The organism is uncultured Vagococcus sp. (genome assembly GCF_963518325.1).
GTDB lineage: Bacteria > Bacillota > Bacilli > Lactobacillales > Vagococcaceae > Vagococcus_D.
The window spans coordinates 108,401-125,622 of sequence record NZ_CAUQJB010000003.1; the positions used below are offsets into that span (position 1 = coordinate 108,401).

Consider the following 17,222-nt stretch of genomic DNA (forward strand, 5'->3'; position numbering starts at 1 on the left):
AGCTAAAATTTATTCAGCTGCATTAGCATGCTCTTTAGCAAGCTCATTTTTATCGTAAATTTTAACGAATGGGTAGTAACAAATAACTGATACGATAATTAAGACAACACTTAGAACGGCAGCTCGCCAGTCACCACCAGTTGCCATGAAGGCACCGACTGGTCCAGGCAAGGTCCATGGAGCAGTCACAACCACGGCATTTACTAAGCCAGCAGTCGTGGCAAACCAAGCGATTGTGGCACAAATCATTGGTGTCACGATAAAAGGAATCATGATGACAGGATTTAACACAACAGGAACACCGAAGATAACAGGTTCGTTAATGTTAAAGATAGACGGCATGATAATTGCTTTCCCTAATTTTGAACCGTATTGTGATTTGGCTGTAAAAGCTAACAAAATAGCTAAACCAATTGTACAACCAGAACCACCAATCCAGATAAACCATTGGAAGAAAGGCTCAGCTGCAATATGTGGCAAAGACTCACCAGCAGCATGTGCAACTGTATTACCATCTAATAATTGTAGCCAAATTGGACGCGCTAACGAGCCGATGATTGAGACTCCGTGAATCCCAAATACCCAGAAGAAGGTAATCATGAAAACAAGCAATAGAACACTTGGTAACGAGTCAGCAGCACTTACAAGCGGGCTAACAACTTTAGATATAGCGGTATGCCAATCAAATCCGATAAAATAAGTGATCGTAGCCATTCCAAGAATGACGATTAAAGTAGGTGTTAAAGCTTCAAAAGAACGAGCAACGGCTGGTGGTACTTGATCAGGCATCGTGATTTTAAATCTAGACTTATCAGTTAAACGGTAAATTTCAACGGCGATAATCGCTGTGATGATACCAACAAACATACCACCGCCGCCTAAGTTAGCCATCGGTAAAACAAATCCAACAGCACCAGCAGCGTCTGCAGCTTCAGCAGGAATATTAACTGGAACAAATGTTAATAGGAAGGCAATTGTTGCTAAAATACCACCAGAAACAGCGTCTAGTTTATAGGTTTTAGCAAGACTGGCGCCAATGCCGAAAGTAGCGTACAGAGACATGATATACATAGTCATTCTGTATGGCAATAAGATTGTTGCTGCATTTTCTTTTAGGAAAATACTAATTCCCCATGCTTCTGGTAATGGTGGGAAAGCAATTATTAGGAAAAAAGACCCAATAATAATCAGTGGCAATGTCGCAATAATACCATCGCGAATCGCACGTAAATGTCTTTGGTTAGCTAATTGAGCCATTGGGCCAGCTAACTTTTCTTCAATAAACCTTGTAAACTTATCAAACATGTTTTCACTCCTTAGTTTAGACAGCGTTTGCTGTTATTAAAAAATAAATCCTTTGAATAACCAAAAATATGAGAGAGTTTCCAAAATAACGAAAGCACAAATGGTTGTAATCCAAAACCGCTTACAAATGCCGTCTTTTGATTCGATGAAACACTGACCATAGGCAATGGCTAATGAAATAAAAAGTGGTAAAAATAGCATGACGGCAATTCGTGTATCCCAATGTAACAAGTAAAAGAGATAAGGAATTAGGATACCACCTAAAATACTTGCTAATAAAAGGACCAACGCGCTTTTAAAAGAAAAGCGTGGGATTCCAGTTTGTTTTCCTTGAATGTCCATTATTGTTGTTCACCCCCTCAATTTTTTATCTATTCTTATTACATCCGACGAATAAATGATTGCAATCAAAAATATGAACATCACATCTCAGTCATGAGCTGAAGCGGATACATGTTCAAAGGACGTTCTGTGGATGCATACCTGTAGTATACATTTTATGTAATAATATTTCAACATATTATTAATAAAAATAGAATTTAATTTCTTAAACGGATTATTATTACGTTAATTACGATTTAAAATTGAAATATTATTCCTGTAATGGTAAGATTTACTCAAGGCGAAGTAAAAGGCCAATGAATGATTGGAAACGGTTCTTTTGCTTTGGATGGTGATACCAGTGAACTAGATTGCTACATGAAGAGAGTCTATTATCAGGTATCAACGGTTGCTAAAAAACAAACTTTAAAGAAGGATGTCAGAGGATGTTAGAAAATTTAACCACAGAAAAAAGAAATGAAAGTACTCAAAATCTTGATCGCTTGTCAGTTAAGAGTACAATTGAAAAAATGAATCAAGAAGATCAAAAAGTAATAGAAGCTATTAGCCAGAAAACTGAATCAATTGAAGCATTAATAGAAAATGTTGTAGTGAGTCTTAAACAAGGTGGGCGTTTATTCTATTTTGGAGCAGGAACTAGTGGTAGATTAGGTATTCTTGATGCGGCAGAGTGCATTCCAACTTTTAGCATTGAGCCGGAGATGGTTCAAGGGATTATTGCTGGTGGCGAGTCTGCTATGACAGTGGCTGTTGAAGGGGCAGAAGATTCATTAACTCTGGCAGTTGACGATTTTAAGGAGCGCCAGTTAACGGATAAAGACTTTGTAATCGGCATCAGTGCTAGCGGTCGAACGCCTTACGTAATTGGTGGGCTAAAATACGCAGCAGAAATTGGGGCTACAACAGGGGCTTTATCCTGTAATGAAGGCGCCGAAATCAGCCAATACGCTCAATATCCAGTAGAGATTTCAGCTGGACCCGAAGTATTAACTGGCTCAACACGGTTGAAGTCGGGGACCATTCAAAAGTTAGTGTTAAACATGATTTCAACCATTAGTATGGTTCAATTGGGAAAAGTCTTTGGCAATTTGATGGTTGATGTCAAACCAACCAATGAAAAGCTAGTTGAGCGAGCGAAAGGTATTATTATGGATGCAACAGGAGTCAGTAAAGAAGAAGCGACTCACTATTTTGAAGATTCAGATCAGTTGGTTAAATTGGCAATTGTTAGACTATTAACTGGGGCATCTAAAGAAGTTGCCATTGACTTACTGGCAGACAATGATGGCTTTATTCGTAAGGCGATTGAGTCTCAAGATAATTAAAAGCAGACAATAGAGGACGATGAAGATGAGGTATGTAATCGGTATTGATTGCGGTGGAACAAAAACAGAAGCTGTCGCTTATGATGAAGAGGGGCGTCAGTTAGCTGCGAGAACCACTGGGTTTGGTAATTTATTAGTTGATTTCCAAAGGGCTTTAGAGAATATTCAACAAGGGGTTCAAGAGGTGTTGGACGAGTTGGGACCGGGCTGTCAGGAACTAGTTTTTGGCATTGCGGGCATTGATTCCGGTGGACTAAAAGAAACGTTGACCATGACCTTTAGCCAATGGGGATTGCCCGTCAGCTTGATGAATGATGGTCAATTAGCTCATTACGGCATTCTAAAGGGAGACGATGGCATTATCGTGACCGCTGGAACCGGCTCGGTCTTTTTGGGACGATCGACTGGCCAGTGGTATCGTGTAGGAGGCTGGGGCCATCTTTTAGGTGATGGTGGCAGTGCTTTTGATATTGCTCGAAAAGGCATTCAACAAAGTCTTTCAGAATTTGACTCAGGGCAAGACCCTAGTGAATTTTCCCGACATTTATTTAAACATTTTGAGACAGAGGATGTTTTTGGTGTAACCAAAGCAGTTTATTCTTTGGACAAAGGCGCAATTGCGGAATTAGCTAGTTTGATTGCAAGTTTAGCTCCTGAAAATGAACTGGCAGTAGCTATCTTAAAATCTGCGGGAGAAGAATTAGCAGAGAGTGTGAGAGTCTTAGCTAGTAAAATGCCACTAGTCTCATTAAAAGTAGGGTTAAATGGCAGCGTCATTGAAAAAAATGCCATTGTGCGCCAGGCTTTTTTTGAAGGTGTGAAGAAAGCTACAAAGAATCAAGAGATAGAATTTATAGATAAAACAACATCAGGTGCTAAGGGTGCCTACTATTATAATAAAAGGAATGGTAAAAAATGAGAAAATTAGGAATTTCAGTTTATCCGAACCACAGCAGTGTGGAAGAAATAAAAGCATACATGGATTTAGCCGCTAAGTATCACTTTACTCGCGTCTTTACTTGTTTATTATCGGTTGATAAAGAGGATAAAGAAAAGATTGTCCAAGAATTTACCGAAACAATTAATTATGCCAAATCACTTGGCATGGAAGTCGTTGCTGATGTAAGTCCCAAAGTCTTTGGCGAATTAGAAATTAGCTACGATGATCTATCTTTTTTTAAGGAAATTGGGGCAGACGGGATTCGTTTGGACATGGGCTTTACAGGCAATGAAGAGTCAATTATGACCTTTAATCCACAGGATTTAGATATCGAATTAAATATTAGTTCTGGTACTCGTTACTTGGAAAATATTTTAAGTTACCAAGCTAACACGAATAAATTAATGGGATGTCATAACTTTTATCCTCATCGTTATACAGGATTAAGTTATCAGCATTTTATCGATACAACTAAAATTTACAAAGAAAATGGCATTCGAACCGCTGCTTTCGTTAACTCACCAACGGCTAAAATTGGACCATGGCCAGTTGAAGAGGGCTTATGTACATTAGAAATGCATCGCCATTGGCCAATTACAACTCAAGCTAAACACCTTTGGGCGACTGATTTAATCGATGATGTGATTATTGCCAATTCATTTGCTTCAGAAGCAGAATTAAAAGCATTAAGTGAGATTTCGCCGTATCAATTAACTTTGGATTGTGTAATCGAAGAGAAGACACCAGAGCTTGAGCGTAAAATTGTACTGGAAGAGTTCCACTTTAATCGTGGAGATGTCTCAGATTATGTGATTCGTTCAACTCAAAGTCGTGTAAAATATAAAGGTCATAACTTTGTTCCTTTTAACACAGAAGACATGAAGACTGGTGATATTTTAGTGGAAACTTCGTTATATGCGCATTATGCGGGGGAATTACAAGTGGCGTTGTTGCCTATGGAGAATTCGGGTAAAACAAATGTTGTTGGAGCTATTACAGAAGCTGATCAAGTGCTTTTACCGTATATCAAGCCTTGGCAGAAATTTAAATTTAACGAAGTAAAATAAATGAAAACTAATGAATCGTGAGAAGTTAAACGGTTCATTAGTTTTTCTTAACAAAAACTATAAAAGATAAAGGTGTGATTTGATGAACTATGCAGTAGGATTAATGTCCGGAACATCATTAGACGGGATTGACGCAGCTTTAGTTAAGATGCATAATGAAGGAGATAAGGTCAATTATCAGTTAGTTGATTTTTGCACATTACCTTTCACAGATGAGATGAAAAAGAAAATTACGGATTCACTGTCAGTGGTGCATTCAAATGTCGAATTAATTTGTAGTTTGAACTTTGAATTAGGTCAACTATTTGGTGAAGCCGTTGTTGAAATTTGTCAACGAAACAAGATGACGAGTAGTGAATTAAGTTTTGTCGCATCTCATGGGCAAACTATTTATCATCAACCAGTACCTAAAGGGCCATTCGTTGCATCAACATTACAAATTGGCGAATCTAGCTTAATTGCTGAGATAGCACAAACAACTGTTGTTTCAGATTTTCGCTATCGCGATATGGCAGTTGGCGGGCAAGGTGCTCCCATTGTTCCATATTCAGAGTACTTATTGTACAAAAGTGACACATCTCAGCGTATTTTACAGAATATTGGTGGCATTTCAAATGCGACGATTGTCCCTCGACAAGCTGAGTTGCAAGATCTTTTAGCCTTTGATACAGGGCCGGGGAACATGATTATTGATGAATTATGCCGCCATTTTTATCAAAAGGAATACGATGCTAATGGGGATTATGCTAAATTAGGTCAAATTAATGAGGAGTTGCTAGAGGCATTAATGGGCCATCCTTTTATTGAAAAAACAGGGCCTAAAACCACAGGTCGGGAAGACTTTGGTGAGCAATTTGTGGCTGAATTATTAGGTAGCTACGAGATGCCAGCAAATGATTGGATCGCGACAGCAACCTTATTCACGGCGAAAGCCATTGCTAAAGCGTTGGCCCCCTATTTAACTGAGCAAACAGAATTAGTTGTGGGTGGTGGTGGTAGTTATAACCAGACTTTATTGACGATGCTGCGAGTGGAAATGCCAAAAGTAACCGTGATGATTCAAGAAGATTTAGGCCTATCATCTGAAGCAAAAGAAGCGATTGCCATGGTAGTTTTAGGACAACAGACAATCAATAAGAAACCGAGCAATGTGCCAAGTGCAACAGGAGCAAGCAAAGCAGTTATTTTGGGGAAAGTGACTTATTATTAAATTGATAGAGGGGGAATTACACGGTTATGGAGAGTAAGCATGTGTATCATCGAGTAACGAGCATTTATGATGACTTGACAAAATCTGAACGGAAAATTGCCCGCTTAGTGTTAGATCGCCCAAATGATGTCTTAAAAATGACGGCAACGGATTTAGCTGAGGAATCCAATACCAGTCCAGCTTCAGTGATTCGTTTTTGTAAGTCAATCGGTATTCCAAGCTTTCCAGAACTTAAATTACAGTTAGCAGGAGAAAGAGAAACGCCTGTGACAGACAGCTATTCTGATGTATTACCCGACGAAAGGCTGTCAGATGTTAAGTTAAAATTATTGGGAAATGCTTATCAGTCCATGAAAGAAACCATTCAACTAATGGATGAAGAGACAATTATGAAGGCGGTCACGATGATTGAAACTGCACCAATCGTTTACGTTTACGGTGTCGGATCGTCAAATCTAGTGTCTGAAAATATGTCTCAAAAATGGAATCGTGTTGGAAAAGTTTGTATTACTATTTCAGATGTTCATCTGTTGATTTCAAGTTTAGCTTCTGCACCAGAGGGAGCTCTGTTTGTTGGGATTTCTAATTCTGGTGAAACTAGTGAAGTTCTGTCACTCATGAAATTAGCTAAAGATCAAACCTTAAAGACCATGGGGATAACTCAATTTGGCGTCAATTCTCTTAGTAAACTGGCGGATCTGAGTATTCAAACCGTTAGGTCCAAAGAAGCTGAGTTTCGAAGTGCAGCGACCAGCTCGTTAATGTCTCAGTTTATTACATTGGATGTGTTGTTTCAAGCGTATGTCTTGCAAAATTATGACGAGAATATGGCAGCCATCCGCTCATCTAGAAAAGCGGTAGATACCTACAAACATAATCATTAATTATTATATGTGACACACCTTCTAAACTATGGAAGGTGTGTTTTTTTACCTCAAAAAGAAATAATATTTCCTTTTTATCTTATTTTTAACAAATAACTTGAAATAATATTTCTTAGGAGGTATAATGAACTCGTAATAAGTGAAATAAGTTTACCAACAATCACATCAGTTGATTTTTAGCAGATAAAAAAAATCAGACTTTTTAAGTAGGAGGCAAAGAGATGATTGGTTTTTCAATATTTCTTGGTGAGGACCCTAGTCCATCAACTTACGACTATATGAAACGCATGAAAGCTGCCAATTTTAAGGGCATTTTTACGTCACTCCACATTCCGGAGGATGATTCATCACAGTATTTAAAACGGATTCATGCTTTAGGACAAAAGGCTAAGGAACTAGAACTAGCTCTAATGGTCGATATTTCTGCCAAAGCCTTGGAAGCCATTGGCGTTAAGATTGAGGAAGATGTTTCAACACTTAAAGAGATGGGGATTACTGGCATTCGGATGGACTACGGTATATCTATGGCGACGATTGCGGCAGTTTCCAAGGTTATGACAGTGGGACTAAATGCCAGTACGTTAACACCAGAAGAAGTGTCGGAGCTTGAAAGTCATCAAGCTGATTTTTCACAGATGGAACTGTGGCACAATTATTATCCGCGACCGGAAACGGGCTTGGCTAAAGAGTCCTTTGTTGAGCGGAACAAGTGGCTACAGTCTCAAGGCTTAAAGGTTATTGCTTTTGTACCAGGTGACGAGCGGTTGCGTGGTCCTTTGTTTGAGCATTTACCCACTCTGGAAAAACACCGTCAACTTAGCCCCTTAGCAGGGGCCCTTGAGTTAATCAGGGAGTGTCAGGTAGATGAGGTTTATATCGGAGATGAACGATTATCTCAGACAACAATGACTCAGTTTAATCGCTATTTTCAAGATCAGGTAGTGAGTATACAAGTAATGCCGCTGACCCCGCATTACCACTCTTTGTTTGTTGGCTGTCACACCAACCGGGTAGATGATGCTCGGGATGTGGTTCGCAGTCAGGAAGCCCGCTTTAAAGAATTACCGCAGATTAAACAGGAATCCTGTCTTAAACGGGAGAAAGGTTCTGTTACCTTGGACAATCAGTTGTATGGCCGTTATATGGGTGAATTGCAGGTGACAAAAAAAGAATTGCCAGCAGATTCTCGCGTGAACGTGGTGGCTAAAGTTTGCTCGGCCCATTTAGATTTAGTTGATTGGATTCAGCCAGGGCAACAATACGAGTTTTATTTATAAAAAGCATAAGCTGACGTCCAGCTAAGATAGTGGAACGAAGAATGTTAAGAGATATCTAGGAGGAAATAAGAATGAATATTGAGTCACTAACAACAGAAACCCGAAATATGAACACGATGAATTTGGATAAAATGTCGGTAATAGAGGTTCTGAAAACCATGAACACCGAAGATAAACAAGTTCCTGTGGCCATTGAGAATGCTTTACCTGAAATCGAAAGTGTTGTGTATCAAATCGTAGCAAGCTTTCGCAAAGGAGGCCGTCTGATCTATACGGGTGCGGGCACTAGTGGTCGTTTAGGGATCTTAGACGCTGCCGAATGTGTGCCTACATTTGGAACAGAGCCCGAGATGGTTCAAGGGTTAATTGCTGGTGGCATGAGTGCGATGACAGTAGCAGTTGAGGGAGCAGAAGATTCTCGTGAACTTGGTAAGGCGGATTTGGAGGCCATCGGTTTAACTGAAAATGACATTGTGATTGGGATTGCCGCAAGCGGACGGACTCCTTATGTCATTGGTGGTTTGCTTTACGCGACTGAGGTAGGAGCTACAACCGCCACGATTTCTTGTAATAAGGGGGCTGAAATCAGCAAGTACGCCAGCTTCCCAATTGAAGTTGAAGTGGGACCGGAGATTTTAACAGGCTCAACTCGTTTGAAATCGGGAACAGCGCAGAAATTAGTCCTTAACATGTTGTCGACTGTTTCGATGATTGGCATCGGTAAAGTCTATAAAAATCTGATGGTCGATGTGCGTCCAACTAATGAAAAATTAGTGGAACGAGCAAAGCGGATTATTATGGAAGCAACAGATTGTTCATATGAGTTGGCAGAAAAAACCTTTGTTGAAGCGGATGAAAATGTTAAAGTGGCCATCGTGATGATTTTGACAGAGGCAACGAAGGCGGAAGCTCAGGAGAAATTAGTAAGTGGTAATGGGTTTATTAGAGAAACACTAAAATAAAAAAGTTGGGGTGACGGAAAATGGCAGATAAAATTCAAGATATTGCAAAAGGTATTTATGCAAATGTTGGTGGCAAGGAAAATGTATCAAAAGTAGTTCACTGTATGACCCGTGTGCGGATGGGAATTAAAGACTATTCAAAAGTGGACATGGAGGGCCTTAAGGCCGTTGATGGTGTGATGGGAATTGTAGAAGACGATACCCTGCAAGTCGTAATTGGACCAGGAACGGTAAATAAAGTCGCTCAAGCGATGGTTGAAATGGCTGGGGTAAACCTAGGCGATGATTTCCCATCGGAGACACAACCCTCTGATGAAGGTCTGTCAGCTCAGGCCTTAGCTGAAAAAAAAGCAAATGAGAAAAAAGCAGAAATCAAAAAGAAAAATCAAAAACCTTGGTCTAAAGTATTAAAATCAATCTCTAATATCTTTGTGCCACTGATTCCAGCCTTTGTTGGTGCTGGTCTAATAGGTGGATTTGCCTCGATTGTCAGCAACTTGTTGACAGCGGGGACTATTTCTGGCGAGATGTGGGTTAATATTGCGGCAGTAATGGGAATTATTCAACGTGGTGTTTTTGCTTACTTAGTGATTTATGTTGGGATGAACAGTGCCAAAGAATTTGGTGCCTCGCCAAGTTTAGGTGGCGTCATAGGTGGTGTGACAATGTTAACGGGAATGAACCCAGAGGCACCGCTGCCAAATATCTTTACAGGTGGCAATTTAAATGCCGGTCAAGGTGGCGTGATTGGTGTGATTTTCGCTGTCTGGTTAATGTCTTTCCTTGAAAAAAAATTACACAAAATCGTACCGGATTCAATTGATATTATCGTGACACCGACGCTCACATTATTAGTGATGGGCTTAGCGACGATCTTCCTGATTATGCCAATTGCTGGCGTTATTTCAGATTCACTCGTTGGCTCACTTAACTGGATTTTAGAAATTGGTGGAGCCTTCTCTGGTTTTGTTTTAGGCACACTGTTCTTACCAATGGTAATGTTTGGCTTACATCAAGTGTTAACACCGATTCATTTAGAAATGATCGAACAAACGGGCAGTACGCTATTGTTACCTATTTTAGCCATGGCAGGTGCTGGTCAAGTTGGCGCAGCAATTGCACTATGGGTGAAATGTCGTAAAAATAAAGGCTTAGTTGAATTGATTAAAGGGGCGTTACCAGTCGGTATTTTAGGAATTGGTGAACCGTTGATTTATGCAGTAACCTTGCCTTTAGGACGTCCCTTTATTACGGCCTGTATCGGTGGTGGTATCGGCGGAGCGGTGATTGGCTTCTTAGGCAACATTGGCGCCACGTCAATCGGTCCGAGTGGTGTAGCCTTAGTCCCACTGATCGCTAATGGTCACTGGTTAGGCTATGTCTTCGGCTTGTTGGCAGGTTATGCTGGTGGTTTTGTAGCGACTTACTTCTTTGGTACGACTAAAGAAATGCAATTAGGCGAATAAAATGAAAAAAGCAGTTATTTTTGATATGGATGGTGTGATCATTGACTCAGAGCTAGTCTATCAAAAAAGACGAGAGCAATTTTTCCGAGAAAAAGACATCATCTTAACAGCTGATAGGCAGCAGAGTTTTATTGGAACCAATCCAGATGATTTGTTTTTAGCCTTATTTCCAAAAGATGAGCAAAAGCAAAAACGAGAGCGACTAAAAGCTGAGTTCCTAACATTTCGAGAGAACTATGTGATGGATATCCCTGGTATGTTGAATCCTGAGATTGAAGAAGTGTTGATCTGCTTAAAAGAGGCTGGCTATCGTTTAGCAGTGGCTTCGTCAGGCGCTTACGCTAGTGTGATGAACGTCCTTGAGCAAACGAAACTAACCACTTATTTTGAATTGATCGTCAGTGGTCAGCAGTTTGCCAAATCCAAGCCTGATCCGGAAATCTACCGCTACACAGCCACTCACTTAGGTCTCTTGGAGAGTGAGTGCCTGGCTATAGAAGATTCGGAACATGGCGTTAAGGCGGCTCAGGCAGCTGGGATTGATGTTTTAGGACTGGTTAACAAGGCGTATCAAGTTGATTTAAGTCAGGCCACTCATGTGATTCATTCCTTAACAGAACTCCCTGATTGGCTAAAGAGATAATAAAAAAAGGCATGCAATTGGATTTTTGATTGTATGTCTTTTTTTAACCGTGTATGATAGGAATGAGGTGGAAAAAATGCCAAACAATATATTATTTATTATTCAAGAAAGGCTTGGAAGTTTATCCAATGCTGAAAAAAAATTAGCAGAATGGATTTTGGCCAACTCGGCTGAAGTCATTCACATGAATGTGACGACGTTATCGAAAAAGGCAAAATCCAGTCCGGCAACGGTTGTTCGTCTTTGCTATTCATTAGGCTTAGAGGGCTTTACCGATTTGAAACTGCAGTTGTCAACCAACCTACCCCAGATCGCAGAAGAGCTGCATACGGATATTGTCAAAGACGAAGAGATTTCTCAGATTAAAAAGAAACTCCATTTTAAAGTGTCCAATTCCTTTACGGAAACCATGTCGAAGCTAGACGATACCATGGTGGAACGAACCATGGCGATGATGGATCAGGCTCAAGTGATTTACACTTATGGAATCGGTGCTTCAGGACTCGTAGCTGAAGATATCTTTCAGAAACTAACAAGAATTGGTAAGAATGTCTTTTTCTCCAAAGATTATCATTTAATGGCCACGTCTTTAGTGACAAATCCCTCCAAAGGGGTGCTGTTTGCCATTTCCAACTCAGGCGAAAAATCAGAGGTAGTTCACTTAGGCAACATTGCCAAAGAAAGAGGGATTGATTTGGTTGTCATGACCAACTCAGCCAATTCTAGCTTAGGCAAAATTGCCGATGTGAGTTTAGAAACAGCCAGTGGTGGCGAAGCGGTCTTACGAAGTTCGGCTTCCAGCTCTATGCTAGTCCAGCTTTTCACCGTGGACATTCTATTTTCTGCCTACGCATCTCGGCATTATGACAGCACTATTGAACGCCTAAGTCAGTCTAAGGAGATCGTCAAGAAGGTTTAGTTGTTGTATGAAGCTAGTTTTAGAGGACAATCAATTAATCAAGAAGAGGAATTACAATGAAAAATGCACAGGATATTTTAGAAAAACTGCCCCAAAATCAAAAAGTTAACTATGACCGCGTGTTGCAAAAAGTCATGGCTGACTGGCAGGAGCGGGAGGAACGACCGAGTATTCTTCTTCACAGTTGCTGCGCGCCTTGCAGTACTTACAGTTTGGAGTATTTAGTGGCCCATGCCGAGGTCAGCATTCTATTTGCTAATTCGAATATTCATCCCGAAAGTGAATACCGACGACGGGAAAAGGTTCAACAAGATTTTGTGACGGAGTTTAATAAGCGGAACGGCACTAATGTTAAGTTTATCAGTTCACCTTATGAGCCTAAGGACTTTATGCGCATTGTTGGAAAAAATAAACTGCAAAATGAACCAGAAGGTGGTAAACGATGTCACGCCTGTTTCCAGATGCGCTTGGATATCGTGGCGGAACAGGCCTTGGCATTAGGGTATGATTATTTTGGCAGTGCCCTAACAGTATCGCCTCATAAAAACAGTCAGTTGATTAATGAAATTGGTTTGGATATTCAAAAAATCTATGACGTTAATTATTTGCCATCGGATTTTAAAAAGAATAATGGCTATAAGCGGTCTGTTGAGCTTTGCGGTGACTACGATATCTATCGTCAATGTTATTGTGGTTGTGTTTTTGCAGCCAAGGAACAAGGTGTGGATTTGAAGCAAGTCGAGCAAGAGGCGACCTTTTTCTTAGAAGGCTGAGAGGGCAAGTCAGTCCCTTATGACTGACTTGTTTTTTTTTGTGCTTCACTTTATAATAAATGTTCGGACAACTTTTGGTTTAAGCCTTACTAAGGAGAATGGAAATGAAAAAAACAAAGTATCAAGTAATTGCAGACGATATTCGGTCTAACATTTTAGCCGGGGCGTTAAAAGTCAGTGAGGCAATCCCCCCAGAATTACAATTACAAAAAGACTATAGTGTCAGTCGCCATACGGTTCGTGAGGCTATTTCTCTCCTAGTAAATGAAGGCTATTTACGGAAAGAAAAAGGCTCCGGCACCTATGTTAGTGATGCCTATCAGACACAGGCCAAACACACCAGTAAAAAGACCATCGGTGTGATTACAACCTATTTATCGGACTATATCTTCCCTTCAATCATCAGGGGAATTGAAAAAGAATTAAGTGAACAAGGGTACTCACTCTTACTTGCTAGTACTAATAATGATACCCTTCAGGAAAAGAAAAGTTTGGAAATGATGCTCAGTTATGGGGTGGATGGGTTGATTGTGGAACCAACGAAAAGCAACCAGTACAACCCGAATCTTTCCTACTATTTAGCCTTTAAGGGGCAGAATATCCCGTTTGTGATGATCAATGCCCATTACGAAGAACTGGCGGCACCTTCTATTGAATTAGATGATGTTCAATCTGGCTATCTTGCTACGAAAGAATTATTAGACAAGGGCCATACAGGGATTGCCTTAATAACCAAAATTGACGATTTACAGGGGAAGAACCGTATGAAGGGCTATATCAAAGCCTTTGAATTGGAGCGGAAAGTCTTTGCTTCAGAAAGTATTTTTACTTATACGACTGAAAGTAAGAATCAGATGCTTGAAAATGTCCGTAAAGAATTGCTGAAGAAAGAAACTGCCATTACCGGAATCGTTTGTTATAATGACGCCATTGGGCTGGAAATAATGGAACTGGCCAAACAAGTGAATCTGAAAATTCCTGAAGACTTATCGCTTATTGGACAAGATGACTCTTTTGTCGGAATGGCTGCCGATGTTAAATTGACGACGATTAGTCATCCTAAGGAAAAGATGGGCCGTGATGCAGCTAAATGGATCATCGACGCCATTGAAGGCAGGAATAAGTTAATGGATTCGATACGTTACGAACCAGTATTAATTCAGAGAGAATCAGTGGCCAAACTGACTAAAGTACAATCAGATAGATAGACCGGATCTTATTAGTTACTGATATCGGGTGACTGTTAAGTAAGCTAATGACCTGATTGGCTTACTGACTTTCTACCAGCTTTATTGAAATATTCGATCGTTTTGCAGTAGAAAACAGTCAGTAATCCTATGATAAACATTCTAGAAATGAACATTAATTCAAGGGTTTCAGGGACACTCACAAGGCATCTCCTTTCAAACGCCTCACACGCCTTCGAAAGGGATTGACCACCGCCCATAAAAACGGCTCTGTAAGTCTAGTCTATCAAGTCTTGTCAAAATCTTCTGCTTGATCAAAAAATAATTGAATAACTACCAACAGTATGTTGAAGTCTAGTAGCCCTCTTTTAATTAAGAGGGCTACTTTTAGTGGTTTGCCCGGCATGGGCGTAATCTAACTGGGTTATTCATTCGTACAATTTTATTTATGATGTTGACATGTACGGACATCTATTTTATACTTGAGTTATTAAAAACAACCTGCTTTGATAAGTTGTTGATAGAGGAGGACATGGAATGGATGTAGCGCAAATAAAAAAGGAGATTGTCACAGGAAAAACGACTCTTGGCATTGAGTTTGGGTCAACTCGAATAAAAGCCGTCTTAATCGCATCGGATTATAGCCCGATTGAATCTGGTAGTTTTGAGTGGGAAAATCAACTGGTTGATGGGTTTTGGACCTATTCCCTTGATTCGATTTGGCAAGGCTTACAAAGCTGTTACCAGGCCTTAAGAATTAACCTGAAGGAGACGTATGAGGAGTCTTTGGAAAAAATAGCTTCAATTGGCTTTAGTGGGATGATGCACGGTTATCTGGCCTTTAATAAAAAGGATGAATTGTTGGTACCCTTTAGAACTTGGCGAAATAGCAATACGGCTCAGGCAGAGCAAGAGTTAACCGCTTTGTTCAATTTTAATATTCCTCTGCGATGGAGCATCGCTCATTTGTATCAAGGCATTTTAGAGCAGGAAGCTCACGTCAAAGAAGTGGCTTACATGACGACATTGGCAGGCTATATTCACTGGCAGTTAACTGGTCGAAAAGTGTTAGGGGTTGGTGATGCTTCGGGAATGTTTCCCATAAACAGCGAAGGTAATGAATTTAATCAGGAGATGGTAACAGCCTTTGATCAGTTAATTGCTCAAAAAGAGTACCCTTGGCAATTGGCTGAGATATTACCAGAAGTATTGGTAGCGGGTGCAGAAGCTGGCCAGTTAACGGCAGCAGGAGCTAAACGTTTGGATATTAGTGGCAACTTACAAGAAGGAATCCCCCTTTGTCCACCTGAAGGCGATGCTGGCACAGGGATGGTAGCGACTAATGCCGTGGCAAAACGAACAGGGAATGTCTCTGCAGGTACTTCCGTTTTTGCCATGATCGTATTAGAAAAAAATTTGCAACAGGTTTATCCGGAAATCGATTTAGTCACGACCCCATCTGGCAGCAGTGTGGCCATGGTTCATGCTAATAATTGCTCATCGGACATCAATGCTTGGGTTAAACTTTTTGGCGAATTTGCGACAGCGTCAGGCCATCCGATAGAGACTAATCACTTGTATCAAACCCTCTTTAATCAAGCCTTGGAAGGTGATGAAGAGTGTGGGGGGCTCTTGTCTTACGGTTATTATTCGGGAGAAAATATTACAGGACTGGCTGAAGGAAGGCCTTTGTTTGTCCGAACACCAGAAAGTAACTTTAATTTGGCTAACTTTATGCGGGTTCATTTATTTTCAGCCTTTGGCGCCTTAAAAATTGGCATGGATATTTTATTAAAAGAGGAACAAGTTGAAATTGATCGCATTTTAGGTCACGGTGGTATTTTTACAACAAAAGAAGTCGGTCAGCGTGTTTTGGCTGGCGTGATTGATAGCCCAGTGTCAGTCATGGAAACGGCTGGCGAAGGGGGGGCCTGGGGGATTGCCTTGTTAGCGGCCTATCTCAAGGAAGGTGACCAGTTAAGCCTGGCTGATTTTCTAGAACAAAAAGTGTTTGCTGGCAATCAAGGATCGACAGTTTCACCTAGACAGAGAGAGGTGAGGGGCTTTGAAACCTTTATGACTCGTTATCAAAAGGGCTTGCCAATTGAACAAGGAGCAGTTGACTATCTTACTTAGGTTACCCACCACTTTTACTGGTGTAAGCCAATAGTAGGAATGATCTTTCGATACAAGAGGATGATTAAGTGAGGAGAAGAAGATGTTAGAACAACTAAAAGAAGACGTTTTTCAAGCGAATTTAGAGTTGCCTGAAAGGGGCCTGATTAAATACACTTGGGGAAACGTTAGTGGAATCGATCGGGAAACAGGACTGTTTGCCATTAAACCAAGTGGTGTCGATTATGAGAATATGAGTGCCAGTGACATGGTTATTTGTGACTTAGAGGGAAATATAATTGAAGGAAAACTCAAACCGTCCTCTGATATGCCCACACATGCCGTATTGTACAAGTATTTTTCGGAAGTGGGAGGAATTGTTCACACCCATTCTACTTGGGCGACTATCTGGGCCCAGGCGGGCCTGGATGTGCCGGCAATGGGCACGACCCATGCCGATACCTTTTATGGATCGGTTCCCTGTGCCCCTTTTTTAACTCAAGCAGCAATCGATCAGGGATATGAAAAAGAAACAGGGCATTTAATTGTGTCAACCTTTGAAAAACGGGAGCTGGATCCCATGGCAATTCCAGCAGTCTTATTACATGGACATGGTCCCTTTACTTGGGGGAAAGATGCCAAAAGTGCGGTAATGAACGCAGTTGTTCTCGATGAGGTGTGCCAGACTAATTTATATGCCCGCCAGCTTAATCAGTTTGCCGAGGAATTACCTCAACGGGTATTAGATAAACACTATTTACGGAAACATGGTGAAAATGCGTATTACGGTCAAAAATAAAACTAATA

General features: G+C 40.6%; 17 protein-coding genes. 15 read left to right on the forward strand and 2 right to left on the reverse strand.

The features are described 5' to 3' along the window. Positions 1 to 9: 9 nt before the first annotated feature. Entirely contained in the window at positions 10 to 1,305 is a 1,296-nt protein-coding gene (locus RWN13_RS03875) for a PTS sugar transporter subunit IIC (RefSeq protein WP_314060691.1), read from the reverse strand. 36 nt (positions 1,306 to 1,341) lie between these two features. Next, the gene (locus RWN13_RS03880) at positions 1,342 to 1,647 is read right to left on the reverse strand and encodes a hypothetical protein (protein WP_314060692.1); all 306 of its coding nucleotides are present in this window, start codon (positions 1,645 to 1,647) and stop codon (positions 1,342 to 1,344) included. A 300-nt stretch (positions 1,648 to 1,947) separates the two neighbouring features. On the opposite strand from RWN13_RS03880, the gene RWN13_RS03885 reads away from it, so the two are divergent. The 15 genes from RWN13_RS03885 (at position 1,948) to RWN13_RS03955 (ending at position 17,214) form a co-directional block, all read left to right on the forward strand. Then, the gene (locus RWN13_RS03885) at positions 1,948 to 2,079 is read left to right on the forward strand and encodes a hypothetical protein (RefSeq protein WP_314060693.1); all 132 of its coding nucleotides are present in this window, start codon (positions 1,948 to 1,950) and stop codon (positions 2,077 to 2,079) included. After that, positions 2,073 to 2,972 (forward strand): N-acetylmuramic acid 6-phosphate etherase, encoded by a 900-nt coding sequence (gene murQ, locus RWN13_RS03890; protein ID WP_314060694.1) that lies wholly within the window; start codon positions 2,073 to 2,075, stop codon positions 2,970 to 2,972. The genes RWN13_RS03885 and murQ (RWN13_RS03890) overlap by 7 nt, the downstream gene beginning before the upstream one ends. A 25-nt stretch (positions 2,973 to 2,997) precedes the next feature. Next, positions 2,998 to 3,891 carry a BadF/BadG/BcrA/BcrD ATPase family protein gene (locus tag RWN13_RS03895; protein ID WP_314060695.1) on the forward strand — a complete coding sequence of 298 codons (894 nt, stop codon included), beginning with the start codon at positions 2,998 to 3,000 and terminating at the stop codon, positions 3,889 to 3,891. Further along, positions 3,888 to 4,979, forward strand: a complete 1,092-nt coding sequence (locus RWN13_RS03900) for a MupG family TIM beta-alpha barrel fold protein (protein WP_314060696.1) — start codon at positions 3,888 to 3,890, stop codon at positions 4,977 to 4,979. The genes RWN13_RS03895 and RWN13_RS03900 overlap by 4 nt, the downstream gene beginning before the upstream one ends. 82 nt (positions 4,980 to 5,061) lie before the next feature. After that, entirely contained in the window at positions 5,062 to 6,189 is a 1,128-nt protein-coding gene (gene anmK, locus RWN13_RS03905) for an anhydro-N-acetylmuramic acid kinase AnmK (protein ID WP_314060698.1), read from the forward strand. Positions 6,190 to 6,215: 26 nt separating this feature from the next. Then, positions 6,216 to 7,073, forward strand: a complete 858-nt coding sequence (locus RWN13_RS03910) for a MurR/RpiR family transcriptional regulator (protein ID WP_314060699.1) — start codon at positions 6,216 to 6,218, stop codon at positions 7,071 to 7,073. Positions 7,074 to 7,294: 221 nt separating this feature from the next. Beyond that, positions 7,295 to 8,350, forward strand: a complete 1,056-nt coding sequence (locus RWN13_RS03915; protein ID WP_314060700.1) for a MupG family TIM beta-alpha barrel fold protein — start codon at positions 7,295 to 7,297, stop codon at positions 8,348 to 8,350. Positions 8,351 to 8,421: 71 nt separating this feature from the next. Continuing rightward, positions 8,422 to 9,312, forward strand: coding sequence for an N-acetylmuramic acid 6-phosphate etherase (gene murQ / locus RWN13_RS03920; protein WP_314060701.1), 891 nt, complete (start codon positions 8,422 to 8,424; stop codon positions 9,310 to 9,312). Between the two features lie 20 nt (positions 9,313 to 9,332). Continuing rightward, positions 9,333 to 10,778, forward strand: coding sequence for a PTS transporter subunit EIIC (locus RWN13_RS03925; RefSeq protein WP_314060702.1), 1,446 nt, complete (start codon positions 9,333 to 9,335; stop codon positions 10,776 to 10,778). Position 10,779: 1 nt separating this feature from the next. Next, complete coding sequence (locus RWN13_RS03930; protein WP_314060703.1) at positions 10,780 to 11,421, forward strand: HAD family phosphatase; 642 nt, start codon at positions 10,780 to 10,782, stop codon at positions 11,419 to 11,421. Between the two features lie 76 nt (positions 11,422 to 11,497). Then, on the forward strand, positions 11,498 to 12,340 hold the full coding sequence (locus RWN13_RS03935; RefSeq protein ID WP_314060705.1) for a MurR/RpiR family transcriptional regulator: 843 nt from the start codon (positions 11,498 to 11,500) through the stop codon (positions 12,338 to 12,340). A 56-nt stretch (positions 12,341 to 12,396) separates the two neighbouring features. After that, a complete protein-coding gene (locus RWN13_RS03940; protein ID WP_314060706.1) occupies positions 12,397 to 13,113 on the forward strand; it encodes an epoxyqueuosine reductase QueH in 717 nt (238 codons plus the stop codon). A gap of 104 nt (positions 13,114 to 13,217) precedes the next feature. Continuing rightward, positions 13,218 to 14,321, forward strand: a complete 1,104-nt coding sequence (locus RWN13_RS03945; RefSeq protein WP_314060707.1) for a GntR family transcriptional regulator — start codon at positions 13,218 to 13,220, stop codon at positions 14,319 to 14,321. Positions 14,322 to 14,837: 516 nt separating this feature from the next. After that, positions 14,838 to 16,436, forward strand: a complete 1,599-nt coding sequence (locus tag RWN13_RS03950; protein ID WP_314060709.1) for an FGGY-family carbohydrate kinase — start codon at positions 14,838 to 14,840, stop codon at positions 16,434 to 16,436. An 82-nt stretch (positions 16,437 to 16,518) separates the two neighbouring features. After that, a complete protein-coding gene (locus tag RWN13_RS03955; RefSeq protein ID WP_314060710.1) occupies positions 16,519 to 17,214 on the forward strand; it encodes an L-ribulose-5-phosphate 4-epimerase in 696 nt (231 codons plus the stop codon). The last annotated feature ends 8 nt before the right edge of the window (positions 17,215 to 17,222 follow it).

Coding starts and splice junctions, on each gene's coding strand:
- RWN13_RS03875 (WP_314060691.1), bottom strand. CDS start 1,305: ATGTTTGATAAGTTTACAAGGTTTATTGAAGAAAAGTTAGCTGGCCCA.
- RWN13_RS03880 (WP_314060692.1), bottom strand. CDS start 1,647: ATGGACATTCAAGGAAAACAAACTGGAATCCCACGCTTTTCTTTTAAA.
- RWN13_RS03885 (WP_314060693.1), top strand. CDS start 1,948: ATGATTGGAAACGGTTCTTTTGCTTTGGATGGTGATACCAGTGAACTA.
- murQ (WP_314060694.1), top strand. CDS start 2,073: ATGTTAGAAAATTTAACCACAGAAAAAAGAAATGAAAGTACTCAAAAT.
- RWN13_RS03895 (WP_314060695.1), top strand. CDS start 2,998: ATGAGGTATGTAATCGGTATTGATTGCGGTGGAACAAAAACAGAAGCT.
- RWN13_RS03900 (WP_314060696.1), top strand. CDS start 3,888: ATGAGAAAATTAGGAATTTCAGTTTATCCGAACCACAGCAGTGTGGAA.
- anmK (WP_314060698.1), top strand. CDS start 5,062: ATGAACTATGCAGTAGGATTAATGTCCGGAACATCATTAGACGGGATT.
- RWN13_RS03910 (WP_314060699.1), top strand. CDS start 6,216: ATGGAGAGTAAGCATGTGTATCATCGAGTAACGAGCATTTATGATGAC.
- RWN13_RS03915 (WP_314060700.1), top strand. CDS start 7,295: ATGATTGGTTTTTCAATATTTCTTGGTGAGGACCCTAGTCCATCAACT.
- murQ (WP_314060701.1), top strand. CDS start 8,422: ATGAATATTGAGTCACTAACAACAGAAACCCGAAATATGAACACGATG.
- RWN13_RS03925 (WP_314060702.1), top strand. CDS start 9,333: ATGGCAGATAAAATTCAAGATATTGCAAAAGGTATTTATGCAAATGTT.
- RWN13_RS03930 (WP_314060703.1), top strand. CDS start 10,780: ATGAAAAAAGCAGTTATTTTTGATATGGATGGTGTGATCATTGACTCA.
- RWN13_RS03935 (WP_314060705.1), top strand. CDS start 11,498: ATGCCAAACAATATATTATTTATTATTCAAGAAAGGCTTGGAAGTTTA.
- RWN13_RS03940 (WP_314060706.1), top strand. CDS start 12,397: ATGAAAAATGCACAGGATATTTTAGAAAAACTGCCCCAAAATCAAAAA.
- RWN13_RS03945 (WP_314060707.1), top strand. CDS start 13,218: ATGAAAAAAACAAAGTATCAAGTAATTGCAGACGATATTCGGTCTAAC.
- RWN13_RS03950 (WP_314060709.1), top strand. CDS start 14,838: ATGGATGTAGCGCAAATAAAAAAGGAGATTGTCACAGGAAAAACGACT.
- RWN13_RS03955 (WP_314060710.1), top strand. CDS start 16,519: ATGTTAGAACAACTAAAAGAAGACGTTTTTCAAGCGAATTTAGAGTTG.